General features: G+C 67.2%; 17 protein-coding genes. 9 read left to right on the forward strand and 8 right to left on the reverse strand.

The window, feature by feature from the left end; genetic code table 11:
• The first annotated feature begins 151 nt into the window (after positions 1–151).
• The gene (locus LL964_RS11750) at positions 152–2,020 is read left to right on the forward strand and encodes an ATP-binding protein (RefSeq protein WP_167395159.1); all 1,869 of its coding nucleotides are present in this window, start codon (positions 152–154) and stop codon (positions 2,018–2,020) included.
• 23 nt (positions 2,021–2,043) lie between these two features.
• Positions 2,044–4,368 (forward strand): tetratricopeptide repeat protein, encoded by a 2,325-nt coding sequence (locus LL964_RS11755; RefSeq protein WP_104584282.1) that lies wholly within the window; start codon positions 2,044–2,046, stop codon positions 4,366–4,368.
• 202 nt (positions 4,369–4,570) lie between these two features.
• Here the strand turns inward: LL964_RS11755 and LL964_RS11760 are convergent, their stop codons facing one another.
• Positions 4,571–5,671 carry an NADH:flavin oxidoreductase/NADH oxidase gene (locus LL964_RS11760; RefSeq protein ID WP_104584281.1) on the reverse strand — a complete coding sequence of 367 codons (1,101 nt, stop codon included), beginning with the start codon at positions 5,669–5,671 and terminating at the stop codon, positions 4,571–4,573.
• Between the two features lie 539 nt (positions 5,672–6,210).
• Between LL964_RS11760 and LL964_RS11765 the strand changes: the two genes are divergently transcribed.
• From LL964_RS11765 to LL964_RS11790, 6 genes are read left to right on the forward strand one after another with little or no spacing between them, the layout of a single operon-like run.
• Entirely contained in the window at positions 6,211–7,053 is an 843-nt protein-coding gene (locus LL964_RS11765; RefSeq protein WP_104584278.1) for an STAS domain-containing protein, read from the forward strand.
• Position 7,054: 1 nt separating this feature from the next.
• On the forward strand, positions 7,055–7,417 hold the full coding sequence (locus tag LL964_RS11770) for an STAS domain-containing protein (protein ID WP_104584276.1): 363 nt from the start codon (positions 7,055–7,057) through the stop codon (positions 7,415–7,417).
• Positions 7,414–7,809, forward strand: coding sequence for an ATP-binding protein (locus tag LL964_RS11775; RefSeq protein WP_104584275.1), 396 nt, complete (start codon positions 7,414–7,416; stop codon positions 7,807–7,809). Before LL964_RS11770 ends, LL964_RS11775 begins: the two co-directional genes overlap by 4 nt.
• A complete protein-coding gene (locus LL964_RS11780) occupies positions 7,800–8,810 on the forward strand; it encodes an ATP-binding protein (RefSeq protein WP_104584273.1) in 1,011 nt (336 codons plus the stop codon). Before LL964_RS11775 ends, LL964_RS11780 begins: the two co-directional genes overlap by 10 nt.
• Positions 8,807–9,682, forward strand: a complete 876-nt coding sequence (locus LL964_RS11785; protein ID WP_104584272.1) for a sensor histidine kinase — start codon at positions 8,807–8,809, stop codon at positions 9,680–9,682. Before LL964_RS11780 ends, LL964_RS11785 begins: the two co-directional genes overlap by 4 nt.
• Positions 9,672–11,627 (forward strand): response regulator, encoded by a 1,956-nt coding sequence (locus LL964_RS11790; protein ID WP_104584271.1) that lies wholly within the window; start codon positions 9,672–9,674, stop codon positions 11,625–11,627. Before LL964_RS11785 ends, LL964_RS11790 begins: the two co-directional genes overlap by 11 nt.
• Before the next feature lie 290 nt (positions 11,628–11,917).
• Here the strand turns inward: LL964_RS11790 and LL964_RS11795 are convergent, their stop codons facing one another.
• Positions 11,918–13,567: a glycoside hydrolase family 43 protein gene (locus tag LL964_RS11795; protein WP_104584269.1), complete on the reverse strand. Its 1,650-nt coding sequence runs from the start codon at positions 13,565–13,567 to the stop codon at positions 11,918–11,920.
• Between the two features lie 288 nt (positions 13,568–13,855).
• Between LL964_RS11795 and LL964_RS11800 the strand changes: the two genes are divergently transcribed.
• Entirely contained in the window at positions 13,856–16,225 is a 2,370-nt protein-coding gene (locus tag LL964_RS11800; protein WP_104584267.1) for a TonB-dependent receptor, read from the forward strand.
• Positions 16,226–16,330: 105 nt separating this feature from the next.
• Here the strand turns inward: LL964_RS11800 and trxC are convergent, their stop codons facing one another.
• From trxC to LL964_RS11830, 6 genes are all read right to left on the reverse strand, one after another.
• Complete coding sequence (gene trxC / locus LL964_RS11805) at positions 16,331–16,777, reverse strand: thioredoxin TrxC (protein ID WP_104585508.1); 447 nt, start codon at positions 16,775–16,777, stop codon at positions 16,331–16,333.
• 166 nt (positions 16,778–16,943) lie between these two features.
• Entirely contained in the window at positions 16,944–17,309 is a 366-nt protein-coding gene (locus LL964_RS11810; protein ID WP_104585507.1) for a DUF1428 domain-containing protein, read from the reverse strand.
• A 244-nt stretch (positions 17,310–17,553) separates the two neighbouring features.
• On the reverse strand, positions 17,554–18,678 hold the full coding sequence (locus LL964_RS11815; protein ID WP_104584265.1) for a hybrid sensor histidine kinase/response regulator: 1,125 nt from the start codon (positions 18,676–18,678) through the stop codon (positions 17,554–17,556).
• Positions 18,675–19,259 carry a chemotaxis protein CheB gene (locus LL964_RS11820; RefSeq protein WP_104584263.1) on the reverse strand — a complete coding sequence of 195 codons (585 nt, stop codon included), beginning with the start codon at positions 19,257–19,259 and terminating at the stop codon, positions 18,675–18,677. Before LL964_RS11820 ends, LL964_RS11815 begins: the two co-directional genes overlap by 4 nt.
• A complete protein-coding gene (locus LL964_RS11825) occupies positions 19,256–20,104 on the reverse strand; it encodes a CheR family methyltransferase (protein ID WP_208621371.1) in 849 nt (282 codons plus the stop codon). The genes LL964_RS11820 and LL964_RS11825 overlap by 4 nt, the downstream gene beginning before the upstream one ends.
• Positions 20,077–23,244, reverse strand: a complete 3,168-nt coding sequence (locus LL964_RS11830) for a response regulator (RefSeq protein WP_104584261.1) — start codon at positions 23,242–23,244, stop codon at positions 20,077–20,079. The genes LL964_RS11825 and LL964_RS11830 overlap by 28 nt, the downstream gene beginning before the upstream one ends.
• Positions 23,245–23,385: the final 141 nt, after the last annotated feature.

Below are 23,385 nucleotides of genomic sequence, written 5' to 3' on the forward strand. Positions count from 1 at the left end.
GGGCGTCACGCTCGGGTGGGTACCATACCCGTGCTGCCGGAGCGATGCATGCGTGCGCGGGGAGTGGCTTGCGGCTATCCTTTCCGGCTCGCTCTTCCACCCGCGCGCGCGTCCGAGGATGGATGTGGTCGCCCCCGAAACGACGACGATCATGCAAGATCACACCGCCGAGGCGATGGACGCCTCACAGATCTGCCGCGCTGGGGTCGATCTCAACGGATTGATGTCTGTCCTCAGCAAGCATCTGTACTCAACGCCGGTGGTGGCACTGCGCGAGCTGGTGCAGAACGCGCACGATTCGATTCTGCGGCGTCGCCTGGAACAACCCGGCTGGAACGAAGACGCGCGGATCCACGTCTACGCCGAGCCGGGGCAGGGTATCGTACGCATCGTCGATACCGGTGCAGGACTGACCCAGCAGGAAATCCACGACTACCTGGCCACCGTGGGCGTCGGCTATACGCGTGGATTGCGTCAGGGTGGGCATGAGGACAGCGACCTGATCGGGATGTTCGGGCTGGGCTTCCTGTCGGCCTTCGTGCTGGCACGGCGGGTCACCGTGCGCACGACGTCCTACCAGGCTCCGGCGCTGGGGCATTGCTACATCTCCAGTACCGCCGAGCACTACACGGTCAGTCCGATCCCGGCACGCGCAGGCGTGGGAACGGAAGTGGTGCTGGAGCTGCACGAACAATATCTGTCACTAGCGCAGGATGCGCGGCTGCACGAGATCCTGTCGCGGTACTGCGCGCTGTTGCGCGAGCCGATCTGGGTGGGCGCCGATGCGCGGCCGATCAATCCCGAGCCGCCGCCGTGGCGCATGCCCGATGCGGCGCCCCTGCACCCCGTGCAGGCGTGGCGCCGGCAACGCGAGTTCGCGGCGCGCTTCGAGCGCAACTTCGAGCCGCTGTGCTGCATGCCGGTGCGGGCGGACGACAGCAGTGATGCGGTGGGCCTGCTATGGGTGCAGGACGGCGCCACTTACGGTACCAGCGACAACCGCAACCTGTCGGTGTTCCTGCGCGGGATGCTGCTGGACGACAACGCGCGCGAACTGTTGCCGCCGTGGGCCGGATTCATCGGCGGGGTGATCGAATCCAATCGCCTGACGCCGACCGCCAGCCGCGAGGACCTGCAGCGCGACCCGGTGTACGGAGCGGTACAACACGCCTTGTCCGAAGCACTGGTGCAGGGGCTGGCGGAGGTGGCGCGGCAGCAGCCGGAAGCCTGGCGACGCATCCTGCTCCGGCACAACGAGGCCCTGCTGGGTGCGGCGTTGTGCGATGAACGGCTGTTCGATCTGCTGCTGGAGCATGTGCGCGTGCCCACCTCGCAGGGCGACCTGCCGGCCCAGCAATTGCCGTCGCGCGGCGCCGTCCACGTGATCCTCGATAGCGACAGCGGTTTCGAAGAAATGCTGTTCCGCGCGATGGGCGTGCCGGTGGCGTACGGAAACCGGTATGCGGTGGTGCCGTTCCTGCGTCGCTGGGCACAGGTCAAGGGCATGCGCCTGGTCGAGCTGGGAACCGAACAGGGCAACCGCCAGCTGTTTCGGATCGATAGCCTGCCGGCCGACGAACTGGCATGGCTGGAACACCATCTGGGCGACGGCGAAGCCTTGGTGCCGGCACGCTTCAGCCCAGCGGAGCTGCCACTGGTGGTGGTGCCCGATCGCGAGGCAGAGCTCAAGCGCCGGCTGGAACAGGACGAAAACGACAAACGCATTTCGACCGCTGCATTGCGGCTGGCCCGGCAATTCACCGCACGCATCGACGCGCGCCAGACACGGCGGCTGTATCTCAATCTCGACAATCCGGCGCTGCAGGCGCTACTGGCGGCATGGCGCGGCGGCAATCCGCAGGCGGAGGCGGCGGCCCGGCTGCTGCGCGCACTGAAGGTGATCGTCTCCGCGCAGGGGCGCACGCCGCCGCAGAGCGGCAGCGCAGGGGCAGGCGGCCCGGATTTGAACCAGGCCTTCGGCGATCTTGCCGGGGCGGTGACCCAACTGCTGGCGCGCTGAGCGCCGCAACGCAGGACAACGCGATGGAAATCTGGAACTGGGTGGAAAAGCTGCAGGACGACTTGAGCGAGGCAGGGCAGTCGCAGAACGCCCAGCTCCTGACGCGGCTGACCGACCATATCTGCGATCTGCAGATCGAACGCGCCGAAGCCCTGCTGCCGGAAGCGCGCGCACTGGGCAAGACGCTGGCCAATCCTTGGCTGGAGGTGTTCGTCGGGCATTGGGAGATGCGCAACCGGGTCGGCAATCTGTGCGAAGGCGAACGCGCGTTGGGCGATGCGGTGACGCTGTTCGAACGGGCGCACCGCGCCGATGCGGTGGAGTGCCCGCAATCGGTCTGCGTGACCCAGGATCTGGCCGCCTGCTACGCCAATGTCGATGGTCCGGGCTGGGTGGACGAGCGCATCGAGGTCTGCGACGAAACCCTGGCGCGCATCGATCCGAGCTGGTCGTGCTACCAGTGCCTGAGCTGCGAAAAGGCCGATGCGCTGCTCGATGACGGGCGCGGCGAGGCGGCCCTGGAGTATCTGGAGCGGCAGTCGCAGGCGATCATGGCGCACGGTGGCGAGATCTACGACGGCGTGCCGGATATGCGCATCTCGATCCTGCTATCGCTGGGGCGCGCCGAGGAGGCACTGACACTGATCGAGCAGCGCGAACGCGAGGCCGCGCGCGAGGGCGTGGAATGGGCCAACTGCAGCCAGCCGCGCCGCTTGCAGAAAGCGCGCGCACTGGCGTTGCTGTATCGCGACGACGAAGCGCTGGATGCGCTGCTGCCGTGGCGCGAGGTGGCGCCGCGTTATCGCATGCACTGGTTGCGGGCGGTGGCCCTGTTGGCGGCTCGCTCGCCCGCGCGCAATACCTGGGATCTGGGTGGCCGGCTGCAGGCGATGCTGGATCATTACGCTCAGGTCGGTGCGCACCGCATCCTGATCGAGGCGGCCGAACTGGCGATCGAGCTGGCGTTGCTGCGCGGGGCGGTGTGGACCGCGCGCCGGCACCTGGCGTTGGCGCGCGCGCAACTGCCCCGCTTGCACCGGGACCGCGGTGCGGCGCAACTGCTCGATGGCCTGGCGGCGCGTATCGAGGCCGCGCCCGTGGGCGAACCGATGCCGGTGCCGGCTGCGCAGTTGCTGGAGTGGTTGAACGGCCAGGGCGAGCGGATCGTGCGCAATCCCGAACGCGAAGCGCACTGGCTGCTGCAGGCCGTGGCCGAACGGCCCGACGATGCCGAGCTGGTGGATACCACCGCCTCGGCATTGAACGCCTGCGCCGCGGACGAGCAGGCCATCGCATTGCTGTGGGGCTTCGTGCAGCGGCATGCCGATCGCGAAACAGGCCCGACCTTCCGGCTGATGAACCTGCTGCTGAGCCGCGGCGACGAGGCTGGCGTGCGCCGGCTGGCGCAGCTGTATCGCCCGCAGCTGCCGGTCGTGGCCCTGTGGTGCGAAGCGCAGCTGGCGCAGCGACTGGCCGACTGGCCGGCGCTGGAGCAGGCCTGCACGGCGTTGCTGGAGCGCTCGCCCGATTCGCATGGCGCACGTGGACTGCTGGCGCGCATGTACCTGGAGACCGGTCGCTTCGCCGATGCCGCCGCGGCCTACCGGCAGCTCACCGTGCTGATGGACGAGCCGCGCTCGGCGCACTGGGACCACATGACCGCCGCCAGCGCAGCGCAGGACTGGCCGGCGGTGCGGGCATCGGCACAGGCGCTGGGCATGCAGTTGAGCAGCTCCGAGGGTGTTGTCGAAGAAGACTGGGGTTGGGTGATCGTGCGGTGCGTGGACGACGGCGAAGCGGTGGAGTACTGCGCACGCCGTACCGGGCCGGTTACCGCACGTATCGTCGAAAATGCGCCCGCGCATCGGCGCCAGCACGTCGGCGACTGGGTGGTGTTCGATGCAGAGCTGCTGCATGCGCTACCCGAGGACCCCGACGAGCGCGAGCGGTTTGTGCCGACGCATGCGCAGGTGCACGTGCTGCAGGCCGGCGGCTACGGCAGCAGCTGGCTGGTGGACGGTGCCCATCCCGGGGAGGAGGCGATCGAGGCGCTGCGTGCGGACATCCAGGCGCGGGGCTGGAAGCTGTGGGTGCACAGCCGCGACGACTATCGGGTGATCGATCCGGCCGAACCGGATGCTTTCGACCCGGAGCGCGCCGACTCGGGCCTGCAGGGCGTGCTGTTCACCGTGGCCTTGCCCGAGGCGGTGGCCCCGTTGGAGCTGCATGGTGCCCTGCTCGTCCTGATGGCGCGGTGGCCTCACCCGATGTGCTGGCTGCGGTTGGCCGAGGCCAGCGATCAGGATCTGCGCCCGCATCTGGAGGTCCTGGAGCGCTATGGCCTGTAAGCCGGGCGCCTGACCGCGATTGGCGGTCTGCGTCCGCTGACGGGTGGGTTCCGCCAGGCCCTGCCAGCCAGGCATCGGCTACGCTGCCAGCCGCCGCGGAGACGGTGCGGCGACATCCTGCCGCAGCGACGTGCCCGGCCCGCACGGCGCCGCCTGATGCGGGCGCGATGCGGCTTGCCTGGCAGCGCGAACGAGCCTGCGTTCAGCTGCGCTGACCGTAGCGCTCCAGCCAGTGCGCATATGAAGCCGGCAAGACCCACGATGGCGAGTCCTGACCCAGTGCCAGTGCCGCCTGGTAGGGCCAATGCGGGTTGGCCAGGTGTGCGCGGCCGACCATCACTAGTTCCATCTGTCCATCGGCGACCACGCGCTCGGCTTCGTGGGGATCGTCGATGTTCCAGGACGAGGCCACCGGCAGCTGCGTCTGGCGGGTGACGCGTTCGGCGATCGGCGCCAGCAGGGCCGGGCCCCACGGAATCTGCGCAGTCGGCGTGCTGAAACCCATGCTGACATTCAGCAGATCCAGGCCGCTGCGCTTGAATTCGTGCGTCAGCGCGATGGCCTCGGCAAGCGTCTGCTCATCGCGGCCATCGAATTCGATGACGCCGAAGCGGGCGGTCAGCGGCAGGTGTTCCGGCCAGACAGCGCGCACGGCCTGCAGGGTTTCCAGCAGAAAGCGCGCGCGTCCTTCGGCATCGCCGCCGTAGCGGTCCTGGCGCTGGTTGGCGTGCACCGAGAAGAAGCTCTGGGCCAGATACCCGTGCGCGAAATGCAGTTCCAGCCACTGGAAGCCGGCGTCGCGCGCACGCCGGGCGGCGGCGACGAAATCGCCACGTACGCGGGCGATGTCGTCCAGCGTCATCTCGCGCGGCAGCTTGGAGAGGCCGCCACCGAAGGCGATCGCCGAGGGCGACAAGGTATCCCATCCGCGCGCGTCGGCGGCGGCGATATGGTCGTCGCCTTCCCAGGGACGATTGGCGCTGGCCTTGCGCCCGGCGTGACCGATCTGGATGCCGGGCACCGCGCCGGCTGCCGCGATGGCGGCGGCGATACGCGCCAGACCCTCGGCCTGGGCATCGTTCCACAAGCCCAGGCAGCCGGGTGTGATGCGCCCTTCCGGCGACACCCCGGTCGCCTCGACGATCACCAACCCGGCACCGCCGCGCGCCAGGCTGGCGTAGTGCACCTGATGCCAGTCGTTGCTGAAGCCATCGACGGCGGTGTATTGGCACATCGGCGGTACCGCGATGCGATTGCGCAGGGTGACATCCTTGAGCGTGTAAGCAGAGAAAAGCGATGACATGGGAAGCAGGGTCTCGGAGAACTCGGAGCGCGATCAGAGCATGACGCCAGGTGCGGCGACACCGTCGCCGATGGCACAGCGCGTTGCAGGTTGCCGCGCCTGCGCCGGAACGGATGCCGCAGGCGCGCCTGGCGTACGCTCGCCTGCACGCCGTGACCGCTGGAACGGTGTGTCGCGGCATGCACCGATGCAGCGGTCGTACACCACGCCGGCGTCGGTCGAAGTGGTTCGCGCAGCGCAGCGCCGTGGCTGTGGCCGACACCGGGTTGCGCGGCCCCACTCGCCGATTGCCGGTCGCGATCGCTGCAGGCGAGGTGGCCGTGCCCATGTGCGCAGGCGAGGCACGGCGCACGGTCGGCGCCGACACCGCGATGTCACACTGCAGCGCCGGCCTCACCTGACTGCTACAGGGTGCATCGCTGGTTGCCGAATCTGAATTGCTTTACTCTGCTGCGCATCGGCGTGGGGGACGCCGCGTCGTCACGGGCGCATCCGGCCCGCATGCCCAGCCTTCTTCTTATCTTCCGGCGGGTGATCTCATGGTGGCATTGCAGCAGCGCTCGATCGACGCGATTCGTGACCAGGAACAGGCATTGCTGGCCGCCTGGCTCGGCTCCGGCGTTGGCAACGATGCGCGCATCCCTCGGCAGGACCTGGAAACCCAGAGCGCGCAGTTCCTGAGCCTGCTGGTGGCCGCATTGAAGGACGACGGCAGCAGCCTGGACAGCGCCGAATGGAGCGAGGTTCGCCGCTTCCTGGAAACCCTGTCGCGCGACCGCGCCACCCGCGGTTTCGATTCGCAGGAAACCGCCAATTTCATCTTCTCGCTCAAGCAAGTGCTGTTCGCGCTGGTGCAGCGCGAGTACGCCAGCATGCCCGACGAACTCGGCCCGCAGTTGTGGGCGCTGTCCGAACTGCTCGACCGCCTGGGCCTGTACACCGTCAAGACATTCCAGAAGACCCGTGAGGACATCATCGTGCGCCAGCAGGAAGAGATGCTGGAGCTGTCCACGCCGGTGGTGAAGCTGTGGGACGGCGTGCTGGCGCTGCCGATGATCGGCACGCTGGATTCGCAGCGTACCCAGGTGGTGATGGAGTCGCTGTTGCAGCGCATCGTCGATACCGGCTCGGAAATCGCCATCATCGACATCACCGGCGTGCCCACCGTGGACACCCTGGTGGCGCAGCATCTGCTCAAGACCGTTACAGCGATCCGGCTGATGGGCGCCGACGCCATCATCAGCGGCGTGCGCCCGCAGATCGCGCAGACCATCGTGCACCTGGGGCTGGATCTGCAGGGCATCGTGACCAAGGCCAACCTGGCCGATGCTTTGGCGCTGGCGCTCAAGCGCACCGGCTCTATCGTGAGCAAGGCGGACTGATATGGAGCGCATCCCGATCCTGCGAATGGGCCAGTTGCTGCTGGTCACCATCCAGGTGGACATGCACGACCAGCTGGCGCTGCAGCTGCAGGAAGACCTGTCGGAGAAGATCAGCGCCACCTCCGCGCGCGGCGTGCTGATCGATATCTCGGCGCTGGATATCGTCGATTCGTTCATCGGTCGCATGATCAGCACCATTTCCGGGCTGGCTGCGCTGATGGGCGCCCAGACCGTGGTGGTGGGCATGCAGCCGGCGGTGGCGATCACCCTGGTCGAGCTGGGCCTGACCCTGCCATCGGTGCGCACCGCACTCGATGTCGAACGCGGCATGCGTCTGCTGCAACAACCCGATCAGCATTCATGACCGCCGGCTCGCAACCGGTGCGCACCGAACAGGACGTGGTACTGGCACGGCAGACCGTGCGCAAGCTGGTGGTGCAATGCGGGCTGCGGTTGGTCGACCAGACCAAGCTGGTGACCGCGGCCAGCGAACTGGCGCGCAATACCGTGATCTACGGCGGCGGCGGCGATATGGATTGGACGTTGCTGGACAGCGGCAGCCGAAAGGGTGTGCAGCTGACCTTTCGCGACCAGGGGCCTGGCATCCCGGATCTGGACCTGGCCCTGACCGACGGCTGGACCTCCGGCAGCGGGTTGGGCCTGGGATTGTCCGGCAGCCGGCGCCTGGTGGACGACTTCGTCCTGGACAGCGCAGCCGGCAAGGGTACCCGCATCACCATCACCAAATGGAAGTGACCTTCAGCGGCGCGCTCACCCAGGTGATCCGCGTGGAGGAGGCCACCCAGGTGGGGCAGGTGCGTCGCGACGCGGTGGCGCTGGCCCAGGCCAGCGGTTTCGACGAGGACGGCTGCGGACGCGTCGCCCTGGTGGCCACCGAACTGTGCACCAACCTGCTCAACCATGCCGGTGGCGGGCTGATGCAGTTGTGCAGCGTGGCCGGCCGCGACGGTCCGGGCGTGGAGCTGTGCTCGCTCGATCAAGGCCCGGGTTTCGTGCTTGCCGACTGCCTGCCGGATGGATACTCCACCGGTCGCACGCCCGGGAACGGCCTCGGCACGGTACAGCGGCATGCCGCGCTGCTGGACGCCTATTCCGATACCCATGGCGCGGTGGTACTGGCCCGCGTGTACGCCGATCCCGACCTGGCGGCCGACCTGCCGTATGGCGCCCTGCGCCTGCCCTTGCACGGCGAAGCGGCGTGCGGCGATGCCTGGCACCTGGCAATCGATGCGCAGCGCATCACCGTGACCGTCATCGACGGTCTGGGCCATGGACCGGGGGCGGCCGACGCCGCCGATGCCGGCGTGCGTGCCGCGGCGATTGCCAGCGGCGAGCCCGGCGAGCGCCTCGCGCGGCTGCATGCGGGCATGTCCGGCACCCGCGGCGGCGCGGCGGCGGTGCTGCAGTTCGACGCCGACACCGGCCGGGCACGCTTTGCCGGGGTGGGCAATATTGCCGCGACGCTGTGCGATGGCGACGGCGTGCGGGGCATGCCCTCGCATCCGGGCATCGTCGGCGTGCAGTTCCGAAAGGCACAACCGTTCGATTTTCCACAGGCGGCGGGCAGATGGCTGGTCATGCACAGCGATGGATTGCAGTCGCGCTGGAACCTGCGCGACCATCCGGGGCTGCTGTCGCGCCATCCGCGCATCATCGCCGCAGTGCTGGCACGCGACTATGCCCGCGGCCGCGACGATGCCTGCGTTTTCGTCATGCGTCTGGGAGCCATGCAATGACCGCATCCGATGCGACACCGGGCAGCGATCCGCTGGCCGAACTGGCTGCGCTGCGCCAGCAGAATCAGGCCTTGCGCGAGGAGCTGGAGGAGACCAATCAGGGCGTGCTCGCGTTGTATGCCGAACTGGACCAGCAGGCCGAACAGCTGCGCGACGTCTCCGAGCTCAAGAGCCGGTTCCTGTCCTACATGAGCCATGAGTTCCGTACCCCGCTGGGATCGATCCTGAGCATCACGCGGTTGCTGGAGGATGGCATGGACGGGCCGCTCAACGGCGAGCAGCTCAAACAGGTGCGCTTCGTCAGCGCTTCGGCGCGCGAGCTCACCGAGATGGTCGACGACCTGCTGGATCTGGCCAAGATCGAGGCAGGCCGCATCACCATTTCGCCGGGCTGGTTCGATCTGATGGATCTGTTCGCCGCCCTGCGCGGCATGTTCCGTCCGCTCGCCGACGGCACCACCACCACCTTGATCTTCGAAGATCCGCCGGTGCTGCCGATGCTCTATACCGACGACAAGAAGCTGGCGCAGATCCTGCGCAACTTCATCTCCAATGCACTCAAGTTCACCCCGCAGGGCCATGTGCGCGTGCTGGCGCAGCTGGAGGACGATAGCCATGTGCGCTTCAGCGTGCAGGACACCGGCATCGGCATTCCCGCCGAACTTCACGAGGCCTTGTTCGAGGATTTCGTACAGGTGGACTCGCCGCTGCAGAAGCGGCTGACCGGCACAGGGCTCGGCCTGTCGATCTGCAAGCGGTTCGCCGAACTGCTTGGCGGGCATGTTGGCATCAACAGCGTAGTGGGCCAGGGCTCGGAATTTTTCGTGGTACTGCCGGTCACGCTGGCAGCGGAGAAGGCACTTGGGCAGTAAGCACCACATCCTGGTCGTGGACGACAATGCCGTGACGCGCTATTCGGTGCGTCGCGTGCTCGAGCATCATCGCTTCGCGGTGGAGGAGGCCGGCACCGGCGGCGAGGGCCTGGACCGGCTCGCCACACAGTCCTTCGCTGCGGTGGTGCTGGACGTCAACCTGCCGGACATGAGCGGTTTCGATGTCGTACGCGCGCTGCGTGCCGAGCCGCGCACGGCGCTGCTGCCGGTGGTGCACGTCTCGGCCGCATCGATCGCCACCGGCGACATGATCACCGGGCTGGATGCCGGCGCCGATGCCTACCTGATCCACCCGGTGGATCCCAATGTGCTGGTCGCCACGCTGCGCACGCTGCTGCGCGCGCGCGAGGCCGAAGAAGCTTTGCGTGTCAGCGAGGCGCGCTTTCGCGAGATCTTCGAACACATTAGCGCGCCGATCGCGGTGGTGGATGCGCAATTGCGCACGCATGAGAGCAATGCCGCGTTCCAGCGCCTGATCGGCGACGCCAGCCCGGGCGAGGCGATCCGCGCCGCAGGTCCGGAGCAGGCGGGCACGGTGCAGGCCTTGACTGCTGCGCTGGCCGATCGCGAGCGCTGGAGCGGGGCGTTGACCATCCTGCGCGACGGCAAGCCCTGCGAGACCGAATGGCGGGTGTCGCCATATCGCGAGCCGGATCTCGGACTGCTGATGGTCGAGGACGTGACCGAGCAGCGTCGGCGCGAGCGCGCGCAGCGTCAGGAGCTGGACACTGCCAACACCGAGCTGGCGCACCAGATCGCCGAGCGCCAGCGCACCGAGATCCAGCTGCTGCAGGCGCAGAAGATGGAGGCGCTGGGCAAGCTCACCGGCGGCATCGCGCACGACTTCAACAACCTGCTCACCAGCATCATCTCCGGTCTGGACATGATCCAGCTGGCGGTGGAATCAAACCGTATCGAGCGGGTGCCGCGCCTGGCGGAGATCGCCACCGGATCGGCGCACCGCGCCGCGGCGCTGACCCAGCGCATGCTCGCCTTCGCGCGCAAGCAATCGCTGGACGCGCAGCCGTTCGACGTCAATCTGCGCGTGCGTTCGCTGGAAGACATGTTGCGCCGTTCGATCGGCGAGAACGTTCGGCTGGACCTGGAGCTGGCCGATGCCGCGCTGGTGGCGGTGGCCGATGCCAATCAGCTGGAAAACGTGGTGCTCAACCTGGTGATCAATGCCCGCGATGCGGTGCAGGGCCAGGGCAGCATCTGCGTACAGACCGCCGCGCATACCGCGCACGACGACCCCGAGCTGGACGACGGCGATTACGTGGCGGTGAAGGTGATCGACAACGGCAGCGGGATCGCGCCAGACATCCTCAACCAGGTGTTCGAACCGTTCTTCACCACCAAACCCATCGGCGAGGGAACCGGCCTGGGGCTGTCGATGACCTATGGGTTCGCGCGCCAGTCCGGCGGCACCGCGCGGATCGCCAGCCGGCTGGGCGAGGGCACGACGGTGACCCTGCTGCTGCCGCGCGGTCTGGCCGCCGGCGAACAGCCGCCAGCACCGGCACCGAGCGCGCCGCGCACGCACAATGCGCGCATCCTGTTGGTGGACGATACCGATGTGGTGCGGGTGATGGTCAGCGAGGTGCTCAGCGACGCCGGATATGAGGTGATCGAGGCCGAAGATGCCAACAGCGCGTTGGCGCATCTGCGCACCGAAGTGGCCATCGATCTGGTTGTTTCGGACGTCGGGCTGCCCGGCATGAACGGGCGCGACATGGCCGATGTGGCGCGCACGTTGCGGCCGGGCCTGCCGATCCTGTTCATCACCGGCTATGCAGAAAACGCCGTCACCCGGCAGGAATTCCTGGCCGACGGCATGGCCTTGTTGCCCAAGCCCTTCAGCCTCAACGACCTGCTCAATACCGTGGGGCAGATGCTCGACAGCAGTGCGCTGACGCGCGCGTAGCGGCGCATGTGCGGAAAGTGAAGCCGCTCGCCGATGCAGAGCGGTGGCACGTTGTCTGGCAATCCGCCGTCGCAGGCGCGCGCTGATCGATTCTCCGTTGGACGTGCATGCCGCCGCGCACCAGCGGCGAGCACGTGTGCGGCAGCGTGCATGTGATCGCCATCGCCTGCGGGGCGTCACTTCAAGGGCGTCGCCCAGGCGTAACCCGTATCGGAGAACCCTCGCACCGCCAGGCTGCGATCGCCGATCGCACAGCCGGGCGGTGCCGTCATGCCACGCGCCGAGAGTATTCAGCGCGCATACGCGTACGGACCGAAGGTGGCGCCCAGGAAACCGCCGGCCGTGTCGGTGCTGAGGATGCTGGCATCGCCCTGCTCGAGCAGGGTCCGCCATTGGCCGGTACCCACGGCATAGTCCACGCGCACCCGCGCGTCATCCAATGCGAAGCGCAACTGCACCGGTTGCGTGGCATCGGGCAGTGGCGCACGTGCCAGCACGCTGCCGGTGGCCGGATCCTGCAAGCCCGCACGGCGATACAGCACGACCGCAGTGCCGGCGTCGTCGCGTGCCAGCATCGCTGCCAGGAAATGGCTTTCCTTGGCGACCACCGCCAGGCCGGCCTGTTCGCCGGGCGCCAGGGCACTGCCATCCACCTGTGCCAGCAGGGTGGCGTGATGATGCTGCAGGCGGTGGCCCAGATACGCCGGCTGGCCGCGGCCGATATCGCCCAAGGCCACCTTCGATGGCGTGATGCGCAGGCCCTGTGGTCCGGGCACGTACCAGGGTTGCACCGGCGGGTGGAAGGTCATCCACTGCATCGGTACCCGTGCCGCCTGGAAGCGCTCGCTCCACTGCATCGGGCCGCTGGTGGGCATGGCCTGCGTGCCTTTCGGCAGCGCCGGACGCGTGGTCACCGCCGGCACGGCGCTCCCGTGCGGCAGCACCACCGGCCAGCCGTCGCGCCAGGTCACCGGCAGCAGGAAGGTTTCGCGGCCCAGGTTGTACTGGTTGCCCCGGTAGGGGCGGGTGGCCAGGAACACCGCCCACCACGAGCCGTCCTTCAGCTCGACGAACTGTGCGTGCCCGGTCGAGGTGATCGGCGCACTGCGGCCGGGATCCAGATCGCGCTGGGTGAGTACCGGGTTGCCGCTCCAGGCCTCGTACGGTCCGTTGATCTTGCGGCTGCGGTAGATCATCTGCGCGTGCTGTTCGCCGGTGCCGCCTTCGGCCGCTGTCAGGTAGTAGTAGCCCTTGTGGCGGAACAGGTGGGGGCCCTCGATGTGTTCGGGATTGGTGGCCGGCTGGAAGCCCGAATCCCGGATCATCTGGCGCGTGCCGATCAACTTCATGCTGACCAGATCCAGCTGCTGCAGCCAGATCGCACGATGTCCCTCGTACCGCATCTTGCCCTCGGGCACGTCGTTGTGGACCAGCCAGGCGCTGCCGTCGTCGTCGAAGAACAACGACGGGTCGATGCCCTTGGCATCCAGCCAGATCGGATCGGACCACGGCCCGGCCGGATCCCTGGCGGTGATCAGGAAGTTGCCGCCGTCGCAATAGAAACAGGTGTTGGCAATGTAGAACGTGCCGTCGTGGTGGCTGATGCTGGCGGCGAACAGTCCGCGGGTCAGTTCGTCGTTGCCGTACTTGATCTGGGACGGGCGATCGATCGCATTGCCGATCTGGGTCCAGTGCACCAGGTCGCTGCTCTTGAACACCGGCAGGCCGGGGAAATAGCCGAACGTGGAGTTGACCAGATAGAAGTCGTCGCCCACCCGGATCGCCGACGGGTCCGGATAGAAACCGGCCACGACCGGGTTGCGATACTGCGTCTGCGTCGGCACCGGGCCGCCGTCGTCGCCCTGGTAGTCCACCCGGCCGATCAGTGCGTTGCCCGCGTGCGCCAGCTGACAGCTCGCCGCGGCCAGCATGCCCAACATCCATCCAAATCGGTTCAAGACAGCCTCCTCATCGTCGCCAGCCGACCTGGGGCCAGCCTGGCAGCCAGCATGACAGTTTCGGGTCGGGCGAGGCATGACGATTTGCAATGCCGCGCACGCACTCCGGCATGGCGCGCCCGACGCGAACTATCGTGTCGGCCGGCGCGTCTGCCATTGCGCTGCAATATTGCTGACATATCGTGCGCGCGGCGCCGCGCGGCGCTTCCGTCCGGGCTGCCCATACCGAACGGACTCATCCTCGCATCATCCATTCAAGGATCCCTCTGCATGTCGCTGTACTCGCCTGTCTTGCCGTCGCCGACGTCCGCCGCTTCGCGCGCCGCTGCCTGCCCCCGTATCACGTTGCAGCGCACGCCACTGGCGCGCGTCTGCACCGGTCTGCTGCTCGCGTCGATGGCGGCTGCCGCCTCCGCGCAGCAGACGCCGACGGGCCAGGACCAGGCCAGTCCAACCGCGCTGGATGCGGTGACCGTCACTGCCGAACACCGCGAGCAGAACCTGCAGGAGGTGCCGGTGTCGGTGGGCGTGGTGCAGGGTGCGGCGATGCGTCAATACACCGCCGGTGGCGACGACACCTTGCTGGCGCTGTCCGGTCGCGTGCCCGGCTTCTACGCCGAGACCACCACCGGGCGCATCTTCCCGCGCTTCTATATCCGCGGCCTGGGCAACATCGACTTCTACCTGGGTGCCTCGCAGCCGGTGTCCATCATCCAGGACGATGTGGTGCTGGAACACGTGGTGCTCAAATCCAACCCGGTCTACGACGTGGATCAGGTCGAGGTACTGCGCGGCCCGCAGGGCACCCTGTTCGGCCGCAACACCACCGCCGGCATCGTCAAGTTCGACACGGTCAGGCCCGGCGATACGTACACCGGCCGTCTCGATGCAAGCTACGGCAGTTACAACACCGTGTCGCTGGATGGCGGCTTCGGCGGGCCGATCAACGATGTGCTGTCGTTCCGCGTGTCGGCCCTGTACCAGCACCGCGACGATTGGGTGGACAACACCTTTGCCGGCAGCAGCGCCGACGGCACGCGCACGCCCCGCAAGGACGCGATGGGCGGCTACGACGACCGCAATGCGCGCCTGCAGGTGCTACTGAAGCCCAACGATGCGTTCTCGTTGCTGGGCTCGGTGCATACGCGCGATTACGACGGCACGTCCACCCTGTTCCTGCGCAATGCAGTGAAGCGCGGCAGCGACAAGGTCGACGCACCGCGTGATCGCGTGGCCTACGACGAAGCCCACGACAACCCGCAGGCGTATCAGACCGACGGCGGCTCGATCAAGGCGATCTACGATTTCGGCGGTGTGTCGCTGACCTCGATCAGCGCCTATGAAACCACCTCCGGCTACAGCCGTGGCGACACCGACGGCGGCGCTGCTGCGAACTACCCGGTCAATGGCGTGCCGAACGGCTTCGGCCAGTCGATGGGACAGATCCGCGATCTGGACCAGTACACCCAGGAGCTGCGTTTGGCCAGCGAAGGCGACGACGTCCTGCAATGGCAGCTGGGTGCATTCTATTTCGATGGCCGCGACACCACCGATTTCTACCAGCGTGCGTATTTCCTGCAAACTGCCGCGCGCAATCCCAACAACTGGGTGCGCCTGCGCAACACCAACACCTCCTGGGCCGGCTTCGGTCAGCTGAGCTACAAGGCCACCGATGCGCTGACGTTGACCGCCGGCATCCGCCAGACCAGGGACACCAAGCAAACCCGCCTGCTCAAGAGCGCCGATACCGCCGCCGGCGTGGTGACCTACCGCGGCCGGCGCGACGTGCGCCTGTCCGATACCCAGCCCAGCTGGGACCTGAGCGCCATGTATGAATTCAACCCGGAGTTGAGCGTGTATGCACGCGTGGCGCGCGGCTTCCGCGGCCCCACCATCCAGGGCCGCAGCGCGGTGTTCAATTCGGACTTCACCACCGCCGATTCGGAAACCATCCTGTCCTGGGAAGCCGGCATCAAGAGCAGCCTGTTCGACAATCGCCTGCGTCTGAATGTCAGCGGCTTCACCTATACCGTCGATGACATCCAGCTCAACGGCAACGATTCGGACGGCAACGGCGTGCTGTTCAACGCCGACAAGGCCAAGGCCTACGGCCTGGAAGCGGATCTGGACTGGCGCCCGATCTCCAACCTGTCGCTCACCGCCGGCCTGAGCCTGTTGCATAGCGAAATCCACGACAAACGCGTCTACGCACAGGCCTGCGCGCTCAATGGCGTGGTGGTGTGCACCGTCAACGACCCGACCATCCGCGTGGGTGCCAATACCTTCGCGCAGATCGACGGCAATCCGCTGCCGAACGCGCCCAAGTACAACCTCAACCTGGCCGCGCGCTACGACATCCCGATGGGCAACGACGGCGCGTTCTTCGTCTCCACCGACTGGAACAGGCAGGGCGAGACCAGCTTCGTGCTGTACGACTCCACCGAGTTCCGCGCCGACGGCAATTTCGAAGGTGGCCTCAAGCTGGGCTACACCGGCGGTTATGGTGCGTGGGAAGTGGCTGCGTTCGCACGCAACATCACCAACGAAAAGAACGTCAAGGGTGTGATCGAAAACTACATGGCGGCGGTCTACAACGAGCCGCGCATCGTGGGCGTGTCGGTCAACGTCAACTGGCAGTAATGCCTCGATCGGTTAAGCGCAATCACGGCGGCGGATGCGTCGCCGTGATACTTGCCTTCGTACCCGGGCCGGTTGCGTGCATGCGCAGCTGGCCTTTTTGTTGCATCACCGATTGCTCAACACCGAACGCACCCAGCCGACGATCTGCGCGCTGCTCACCGCACCGGAATGGCGGCCAACTTCGTGCCCGCTGCGGATCACCAGCAGGGTGGGGATGCTGCGGATGCCGAAACGCGTGCCCAGCGCCGGGTGCAGGTCGGTGTCCACCTTGGCCAGCCGCACCTGCGGTTCCAGCGTCGGTGCGGCAGCGGCGAACTGCGGTGCCATGCTCACGCATGGCCCACACCACGGCGCCCAGAAGTCCACGACCAGCGGCAGATCGCTGCGCACGGCGTGCTTGTCGAAATCGGCAGCAGACAGCGCCACCGGGGCGCCCACGAACAACGGGCGGTGGCAGTGGCCGCAGTTGGGCGCATCGTGCAGGCGCGCACGTGCGATGCGGTTCATCGACGCGCAGTGCGGGCAGGCGATCAGCAGCGGTGCGTCGGTCATGCGGGTCTCCGGTCGGCGTGCGAGGTGGTCGCCGCGTTCGGCCAGCACTGGCGGCGAACGCGGCCGCGGGCCGCCAGTGTAGCGGCGACGCGCGAACCCCGCCTGCCGTGCTCGGCATCCACACGGTGCGGCACCACGGACGGCCGCCGCAGAACACGCCGCCCGCTCAGGCCGACTGCCCCAGCACCACGGTGGGAACGAAGCCGCCGTAGATCATGCGCTTGCCATCGAAAGGCATCGGGTTGACCGACGGATCCATGCGTGGGTCTTCCATCATCTTGCGCATGCCCTCGTCGCGCGTGGCCTTGTCCGGCCATTCGATCCAGGAAAACACCACGGTCTCGTCTTCGCCGGCATCGACGGCGCGGTAGAAGTCGGTCCATTGCCCCTTGGGGACGTCGTCGCCCCAGCACTCCACCACGCGCAGCGCACCGTATTCCATGATGAGGGCATCGCCCATGCGCGCGTGCGCAACGAATGCCTCCTTGTTGGCCGTGGGCACGGCGAGCACAAAACCATCGACATACGACATAACCACCTCCATAGACTCCGGTGCACGGCGTGCACCTGAGGATGACCAAGGGATGTTGGTGCGACCAAGAACGTGGGCAGCCGTGGGGGCAGGAGCGTGCATCCAGCGCGCTTGCCGCACGAGCATACGGCGTAAGCGGCGCGGCGGCACTGCTTGAGTCCGCATGGCGGCGGCTGCAGCGGAGGCGGTCGCTTACGCGAGGGCAGCCTGTAGCAGCAGGACGATCGAAAACGCTGCGCGGCGCTCAGGCGGCCAGGTTGCGGCGGCGCAGCCTGGCCTCGAACACCACCTCGCCGTCTTCGTTACGGGCCTGCAGCGTGCCGCCATGCGCCCGGACGAACTGATCGGCAATGAACAGCCCGAGCCCCAACCCCTGGCTGGCATGGAAGCTGGCCTTGAACGGCTCGAACAGGCGCGGCATCAGGCTGTCCGGAATCTGCCCGGCATTGCGCACCGACAGCCGCAGGGTGTCGGCCTCGCGCCCGTCCAGATGCACCTGCACCGGATGCTGGCCGCCATGCAGCACGGCATTGCCGACCAGATTGGACAGCACCTGGGCCAGCCGATCACCGTCGCCATCGCCGTGCAGGTCGCCCTCGGTGCGCAGGTCGATGGTGGTGTGCGGATTGGCTTGCGCCACCTCACCCACCACGCCATGCGCCACCTCGCCGAAATTGCAGGGGCCGAACTGCATCGGCAACCCATCGGTGCGCAGGCGCGAGAAGTCCAGCAACTGTTCGACCATGCGCGCCATGCGCCTTGCGCTGCCTTCCAGATGGTCGAGCGTGCGTGCCGCCGAGCCATCGGCCGCCACGTCCAGACTGAGCTTATCGGCGCACACCAGGATGACCGACAGCGGCGTGCGCAGGTCGTGGGTGAGTACCGCCATCATGGTTTCGTTGAGCGTGAGTGCGCGTTCCAGCGAGGCATTGCGCTCCTTGAGCAGCCGCCGTTGCTGGTACAACTCGATGAACACGTTGACCTTGCTCAGGATCACGTGCGGCTCGATGGGTTTATGCAGGAAATCCACCGCGCCGGTCTCGTATCCCTGGAAGGCGCGCATCGGATCGTTCGGCGAGGCGGTCAGGAAAATGATCGGCACATGCCGCGTGCGCTGCGAGCCGCGCATCAGTTCGGCCAGCGAAAAGCCGTCCATTTCCGGCATGTGCACATCGAGCAGGGCCAGCGCCACATCGTGTTCGAGCAGCAACTCCAGCGCCTGCGCGCCGGACGCGGCGCACAGCACTTCGATGCCATCACGCTGCAGCAGCGCTTCCATCGCCACCAGATTCTGCGGTACATCGTCCACGATCAGGATCTTGGCGGGTTCGTCGCCGTGCGCTGCAGGGCCGGTCGCGGTGAGGTTCATGGGCGAAAGGTTTCCAGTTCGCTGCAGATCGCCTGCAGGGTCAGCACCGCGTCGGCGCCGGCATGGGCAAGCGCGGAGGCAGGCATCAGTGGGGAGGCGGCATCGTCGGGACGCTGGATCCAGGCAGTGCCGCCGGCTGCGCGCACCGCCGCCACGCCGGCGCTGCCATCGCTGCTGGCGCCGGTGAGCAGGATCGCCAGCAGGCGTTCGGCAAACACGTCGGCGGCCGATTCGAACAGCGGGTCGATCGCCGGGCGCGAGAACAGCACCGGCGCATCCATCGACAGCGCAAGACTGCTGCGGGTTTCCACCAGCAGATGGTAATCGGGTGGGGCGATGACGACGCTGCCGGCCAGCAGCGGCTGCTTGTCCTCGGCCTCGCGCACCGGCAGCGCGCAGCGCGCATCCATCAGCTCGGCCAGATGGCTGGCGCGGTCACGCGGCAGATGCAGCACCACCAGCACCGGCATCGGCAAGGCGGCCGGCAGGCTGGACAACAACGCCTGCAGCGCGGAGACCCCGCCAGCCGAGGCGCCGATCACCACCGCATCGAACCGCTGGCGTGCGGGCAGGGCGCTCATGCGGCCTTCCGGTACAGGCGCTGTTCGCGCGCGCAGGTTTCGAAGGCTTGCGCATGCGCGCCGAACTGCAACGATTCCTTGCTGCCCAGGCCCAGGAATCCGCGATGCACCAGCGCCTCGAAGAACAGGCCCACGGCACGGTCCTGCAGGCTGCGGTTGAAATAGATCAGCACATTGCGGCACGACACCAGATGCACCTCGGAGAACACCGTATCGGTGGCCAGGCTGTGATCGGCGAACACGATGTTGCGTTTCAGGCGGCGATCGAACACCGCACCGTCGTAAGCGGTGGTGTAGTAGTCCGACAGCGAGGCCAGTCCGCCGGCATCCAGGTAGTTGCGGCTGAACTGCGCGATGCGGTCGATGCCGTAGGCGCCGGCCTCGGCCATGCCGAGCGCCTCGGGATTGATGTCGGTGGCGTAGATCACCGCCTTCTCCAGCAGGCCTTCTTCGTGCAGCAGGATCGCCAGCGACCAGACTTCCTCGCCGGTACTGCAGCCGGCTACCCACAGTTTGATCGAAGGGTAGGTGCGCAGCACCGGCAGCGCATGCTCGCGCAACACGCGAAAATATGCCGGGTCGCGGAACATCTCCGACACCTGCACGGTGAAGAACTGCATCGCCTGCGCAAAGGTGTCCGGCTCGTGCAGCAGGCGGTGCTGCAGGTCGGCCACGCGGGCGCAGTCGAAGCGCGCCATCGCATGGCGCATGCGCCGCCGCAGGGACGACACGGCATAGTCGCGGAAATCGTAGTGATAGCGCTGGTAGACGGCCTCCAGCAGCACCCGCAGTTCCAGGTCGAACAGCTCCACCGGATTCATTGCCGCGAGCACCAGACGCGGCACAGCGAGACCAGCTTGTCCACATCGATGGGCTTGGCGATGTAGTCGTTGGCGCCGGCTTCCAGGCAGCGTTCGCGGTCGTCGGCCATGGCCTTGGCGGTGAGCGCGATGATGGGCAGATCCTGCCATTGGCGGTTGGCGCGGATCTGCCGCATGGCGGTGAGGCCATCCATCTCCGGCATCATGATGTCCATCAACACCAGGTCCACCTCACGCTCGGCCAGGCGTTCCAGCGCTTCGCGTCCGTTGCGTGCGATCTCCAGCCGCACGCCCAGCGGTTCGAGCACGCTGGACAGCGCGAAGATGTTGCGCACATCGTCTTCGGCCAGCAGCACGGTGGCGCCGTCCAGCACCGCATCGCGGCGGCGCGCCTCGCGCAACAGGCGTTGCTGGTCGCTGGGCAGCGAGGCTTCCACGCTGTGCAGGAACAGGGTGACTTCGTCGAGCAGGCGTTCGGGCGAACGCACCCCCTTGATGATGATGCTCTTGGAGTAACGACGCAGTTGCTGCTCTTCGTCGCGCGTCAGTGCGCGGCCGGTATAGACGATCACCGGCGGGAAGGCGACCTCATCATTACCGGCCATGCGTTCGAGCAGGTCGTAGCCGCTGCCGTCCGGCAGCGCCAGGTCGGTGACCATGCAATCGAAGGTGGAGCCGGCCAACTGCTCCATCGCTTCGGCGATCGTGCCCACGGCCACGATCTCCAGCTGGTCGCGGGCCAGCAGCAACTGCAGATTGGCACGCAGGGCGCTGTCGTCTTCGACGATCAGCAGGCGCCGCACCGCGCGCGCATTGGTTTCCTCCAGCTGCCGGATCGCGCCGGCCAATAGTTCGCGCGTGGCCGGCTTGATCAGGTAGCCCACCGCGCCGAGTTCCAGCGCAACTTGGCTGCGCTCCAGCGCGGAAACCACATGGACCGGGATATGGCGCGTGGCCGGGTCGCGCTTGAGGCGTTCGAGTACGCTCAGGCCGGAAGCATCCGGCAGGCCGATGTCCAGCAGGATGCCGCTGGGGCGCAGTTCGGCGGCCAGCTGCAGCGCTTCTTCTGCATTCGGCGCCACCACGCAGTCGAAGTCCAGTTCATGCGCCAGATCGACCAGCGCCTGCGCAAAGCGTGTCTCGTCTTCCACCGCCAGGATCAGCCGGCCCGGGCGCAGGCGCTGCTCGCGATCGTCGAGCGCACGCTGCAGCGGTAGGGTGCCAGTGGCGGGAATCGGCAGCGGCGGCGCGGATGTCGCGTTGCCGACATCGCTTCGGCGTGTGGAAGACGCCGCATCGCCGGGCGGGCGCTGCGCTGGTGCGGATGGAAGTGCAGGCAATGGCACAGCCGCTGCGGGGTGAGTCGCGGCAGCGGCTTCCGCCGGGGCGCCATCGGTCGGCAGTTCCAGCGTGAAGCAACTGCCTCGCCCGGGCTCGCTGTCCACGCGGATGCCGCCGCCCATGCGTTGGGCAAGATCGCGCGAGATCGACAGGCCCAGGCCGGTGCCGCCATAGCGCCGCCGCGTGCTGCCATCGGCCTGCCGGAACGCTTCGAAAATCACCTCGGTCTGCTCGCGCGCAATGCCGATCCCGGTGTCTTCCACCTTGAACAGCACCCGCCCTGGCGTATGCGCCTGGATCGACAGGCGCACCTTGCCGTGTTCGGTGAACTTGATGGCGTTGGCCAGCAGGTTCTTGAGGATCTGCTGCAGGCGCTGGCTGTCGACCACCAACTGACCGGGTGCGCCGACCTCGCTGCCGATCTCCAGCGTCAGCCCCTTCTGCCGTGCCAGCGGTTCGAAGGTGTCGCGCAGCCGCTGCACGATGCTGCCGGTATCGACGGTTTCGTCGGCCAGCTCCACATGCCCGGCTTCGATTTTGGACAGGTCCAGGATGTCGTTGATCAGTGCCAGCAGGTCGTTGTTGGACGACAGGATCGCCTGCGCGTACTTCACCTGCTCGGCGCTGAGCGTGCCGTCCTTGTTGTCGGCCAGCAGCTTGGCCAGGATCAGCGCGCTGTTGAGCGGCGTGCGCAACTCGTGCGACATGTTGGCCAGGAACTCGGACTTGTAGCGCGACGCGGTGGCCAGCTCGTTGCCATTGCGCACCAGCTGGTTCTGCGCCACCAGCAAAGCCTGCTTCTGCGCCTCCAGTGCCTGGGTGCGTTCTTCCAATTGCACGTTGGTCTGTTCCAGTTCGGCCTGCTGCTGCTCCAGGTCGCTCTGCGACTGCTGCAGGCTGCGGCTCTGTTCTTCCAGCTCCTCGTTGGCCACGCGCAGCTCTTCCTGCTGCGTCTGCAACTCCTCGCTCTGCCGCTGGGTCTCCTCCAGCAGGGCGACCAACTGGGCGCGCAGCAACGCGGTGCGCAGGGCCAGGCCGATGTTCTCGCCGCAGCGGGTCAGCAGATCGTCCTCACGCGTGGCAGCCGGCCGCGCATCGCTGACGCGTCCAAGCTCCAGCAGGCCGATCACCCGCCCATCGGCGGTGACCGGTGCCAGCAACAGCTCCTGGCAGGCACTCTGGCCCAAACCGGAGGCGATCTGCAGGTGCCCGGCATCCACGCCGCGCACCCGGCGCACGCTCACCTGCTGCAACACCTCCCCCCACTGCCCGGCGTTGCTCGGCATGGTGGCCGGCATGTCCACCGGCAATGCGGCGCCGCCGGTCAGCCGCAGGCGATCGCCTTCGACGCGATACAGTGCGCCCACCTGCGCTTGCAGCACCTCGCACAGCGCACGCATCGCGGCATCGGCAAGCTCCTGCGGGCTCTGCTCGCCGCGCAGGCTGGCTTCCACCTTGTTCTCGGCCTGCTGCAGCCACAACGCCACCTCGGCCTGGCGGCGGGCACGAATGGCCTGCATCACCACCAGCGCCATGGCCAGGAACGAGACGCCGCCGATGCTGCGGTTGATCGAGGAAAAGCTCGAATTGGTGCTGGGCGGCGCAAGCTGGTAGCCGGTGGCCAGCAGCAGGCACGCCAACACGCCCGCTACGAGCGGCGCCTGTGGACGGTTCTGGAAGACGGTGACGCCGACCGCCACGAAGTAGGTCAGCCACACGGCATAGCCGAGCGGGGTGATCAGTTCCGCGCCCAGCGTGCCGGCCATCAAGGCCCCCGCGATCACCCAGATCCAGCGATCGCGTGTGGTCGAGATGTTCTGCATGAGGCGCGGACCGAACTGGGAGGGCGGTCATGGTAGCCGATAAGTTTCATGCATAAATCGCCGGGTTTTTGACGCTTTTCCTGCCGCGATGGCTTGCACGCGATTTTCACGCGCGCGTCACTAAGGTCGCGCGCTTTTGCT

The sequence above is a fragment of the Xanthomonas melonis genome, assembly GCF_020783655.1.
GTDB classification, from domain to species: Bacteria; Pseudomonadota; Gammaproteobacteria; order Xanthomonadales; family Xanthomonadaceae; genus Xanthomonas; species Xanthomonas melonis.

Excerpts from the sequence above, each read along its gene's own strand:
- LL964_RS11750 (WP_167395159.1), top strand. The coding sequence starts at position 152 with ATGCAAGATCACACCGCCGAGGCGATGGACGCCTCACAGATCTGCCGC.
- LL964_RS11820 (WP_104584263.1), bottom strand. The coding sequence starts at position 19,259 with ATGAGCGCCCTGCCCGCACGCCAGCGGTTCGATGCGGTGGTGATCGGC.
- LL964_RS11775 (WP_104584275.1), top strand. The coding sequence starts at position 7,414 with ATGACCGCCGGCTCGCAACCGGTGCGCACCGAACAGGACGTGGTACTG.
- LL964_RS11760 (WP_104584281.1), bottom strand. The coding sequence starts at position 5,671 with ATGTCATCGCTTTTCTCTGCTTACACGCTCAAGGATGTCACCCTGCGC.
- LL964_RS11830 (WP_104584261.1), bottom strand. The coding sequence starts at position 23,244 with ATGCAGAACATCTCGACCACACGCGATCGCTGGATCTGGGTGATCGCG.
- LL964_RS11810 (WP_104585507.1), bottom strand. The coding sequence starts at position 17,309 with ATGTCGTATGTCGATGGTTTTGTGCTCGCCGTGCCCACGGCCAACAAG.
- LL964_RS11795 (WP_104584269.1), bottom strand. The coding sequence starts at position 13,567 with ATGTTGGGCATGCTGGCCGCGGCGAGCTGTCAGCTGGCGCACGCGGGC.
- LL964_RS11755 (WP_104584282.1), top strand. The coding sequence starts at position 2,044 with ATGGAAATCTGGAACTGGGTGGAAAAGCTGCAGGACGACTTGAGCGAG.
- trxC (WP_104585508.1), bottom strand. The coding sequence starts at position 16,777 with ATGACCGACGCACCGCTGCTGATCGCCTGCCCGCACTGCGCGTCGATG.
- LL964_RS11770 (WP_104584276.1), top strand. The coding sequence starts at position 7,055 with ATGGAGCGCATCCCGATCCTGCGAATGGGCCAGTTGCTGCTGGTCACC.
- LL964_RS11800 (WP_104584267.1), top strand. The coding sequence starts at position 13,856 with ATGTCGCTGTACTCGCCTGTCTTGCCGTCGCCGACGTCCGCCGCTTCG.
- LL964_RS11785 (WP_104584272.1), top strand. The coding sequence starts at position 8,807 with ATGACCGCATCCGATGCGACACCGGGCAGCGATCCGCTGGCCGAACTG.
- LL964_RS11765 (WP_104584278.1), top strand. The coding sequence starts at position 6,211 with ATGGTGGCATTGCAGCAGCGCTCGATCGACGCGATTCGTGACCAGGAA.
- LL964_RS11780 (WP_104584273.1), top strand. The coding sequence starts at position 7,800 with ATGGAAGTGACCTTCAGCGGCGCGCTCACCCAGGTGATCCGCGTGGAG.
- LL964_RS11815 (WP_104584265.1), bottom strand. The coding sequence starts at position 18,678 with ATGAACCTCACCGCGACCGGCCCTGCAGCGCACGGCGACGAACCCGCC.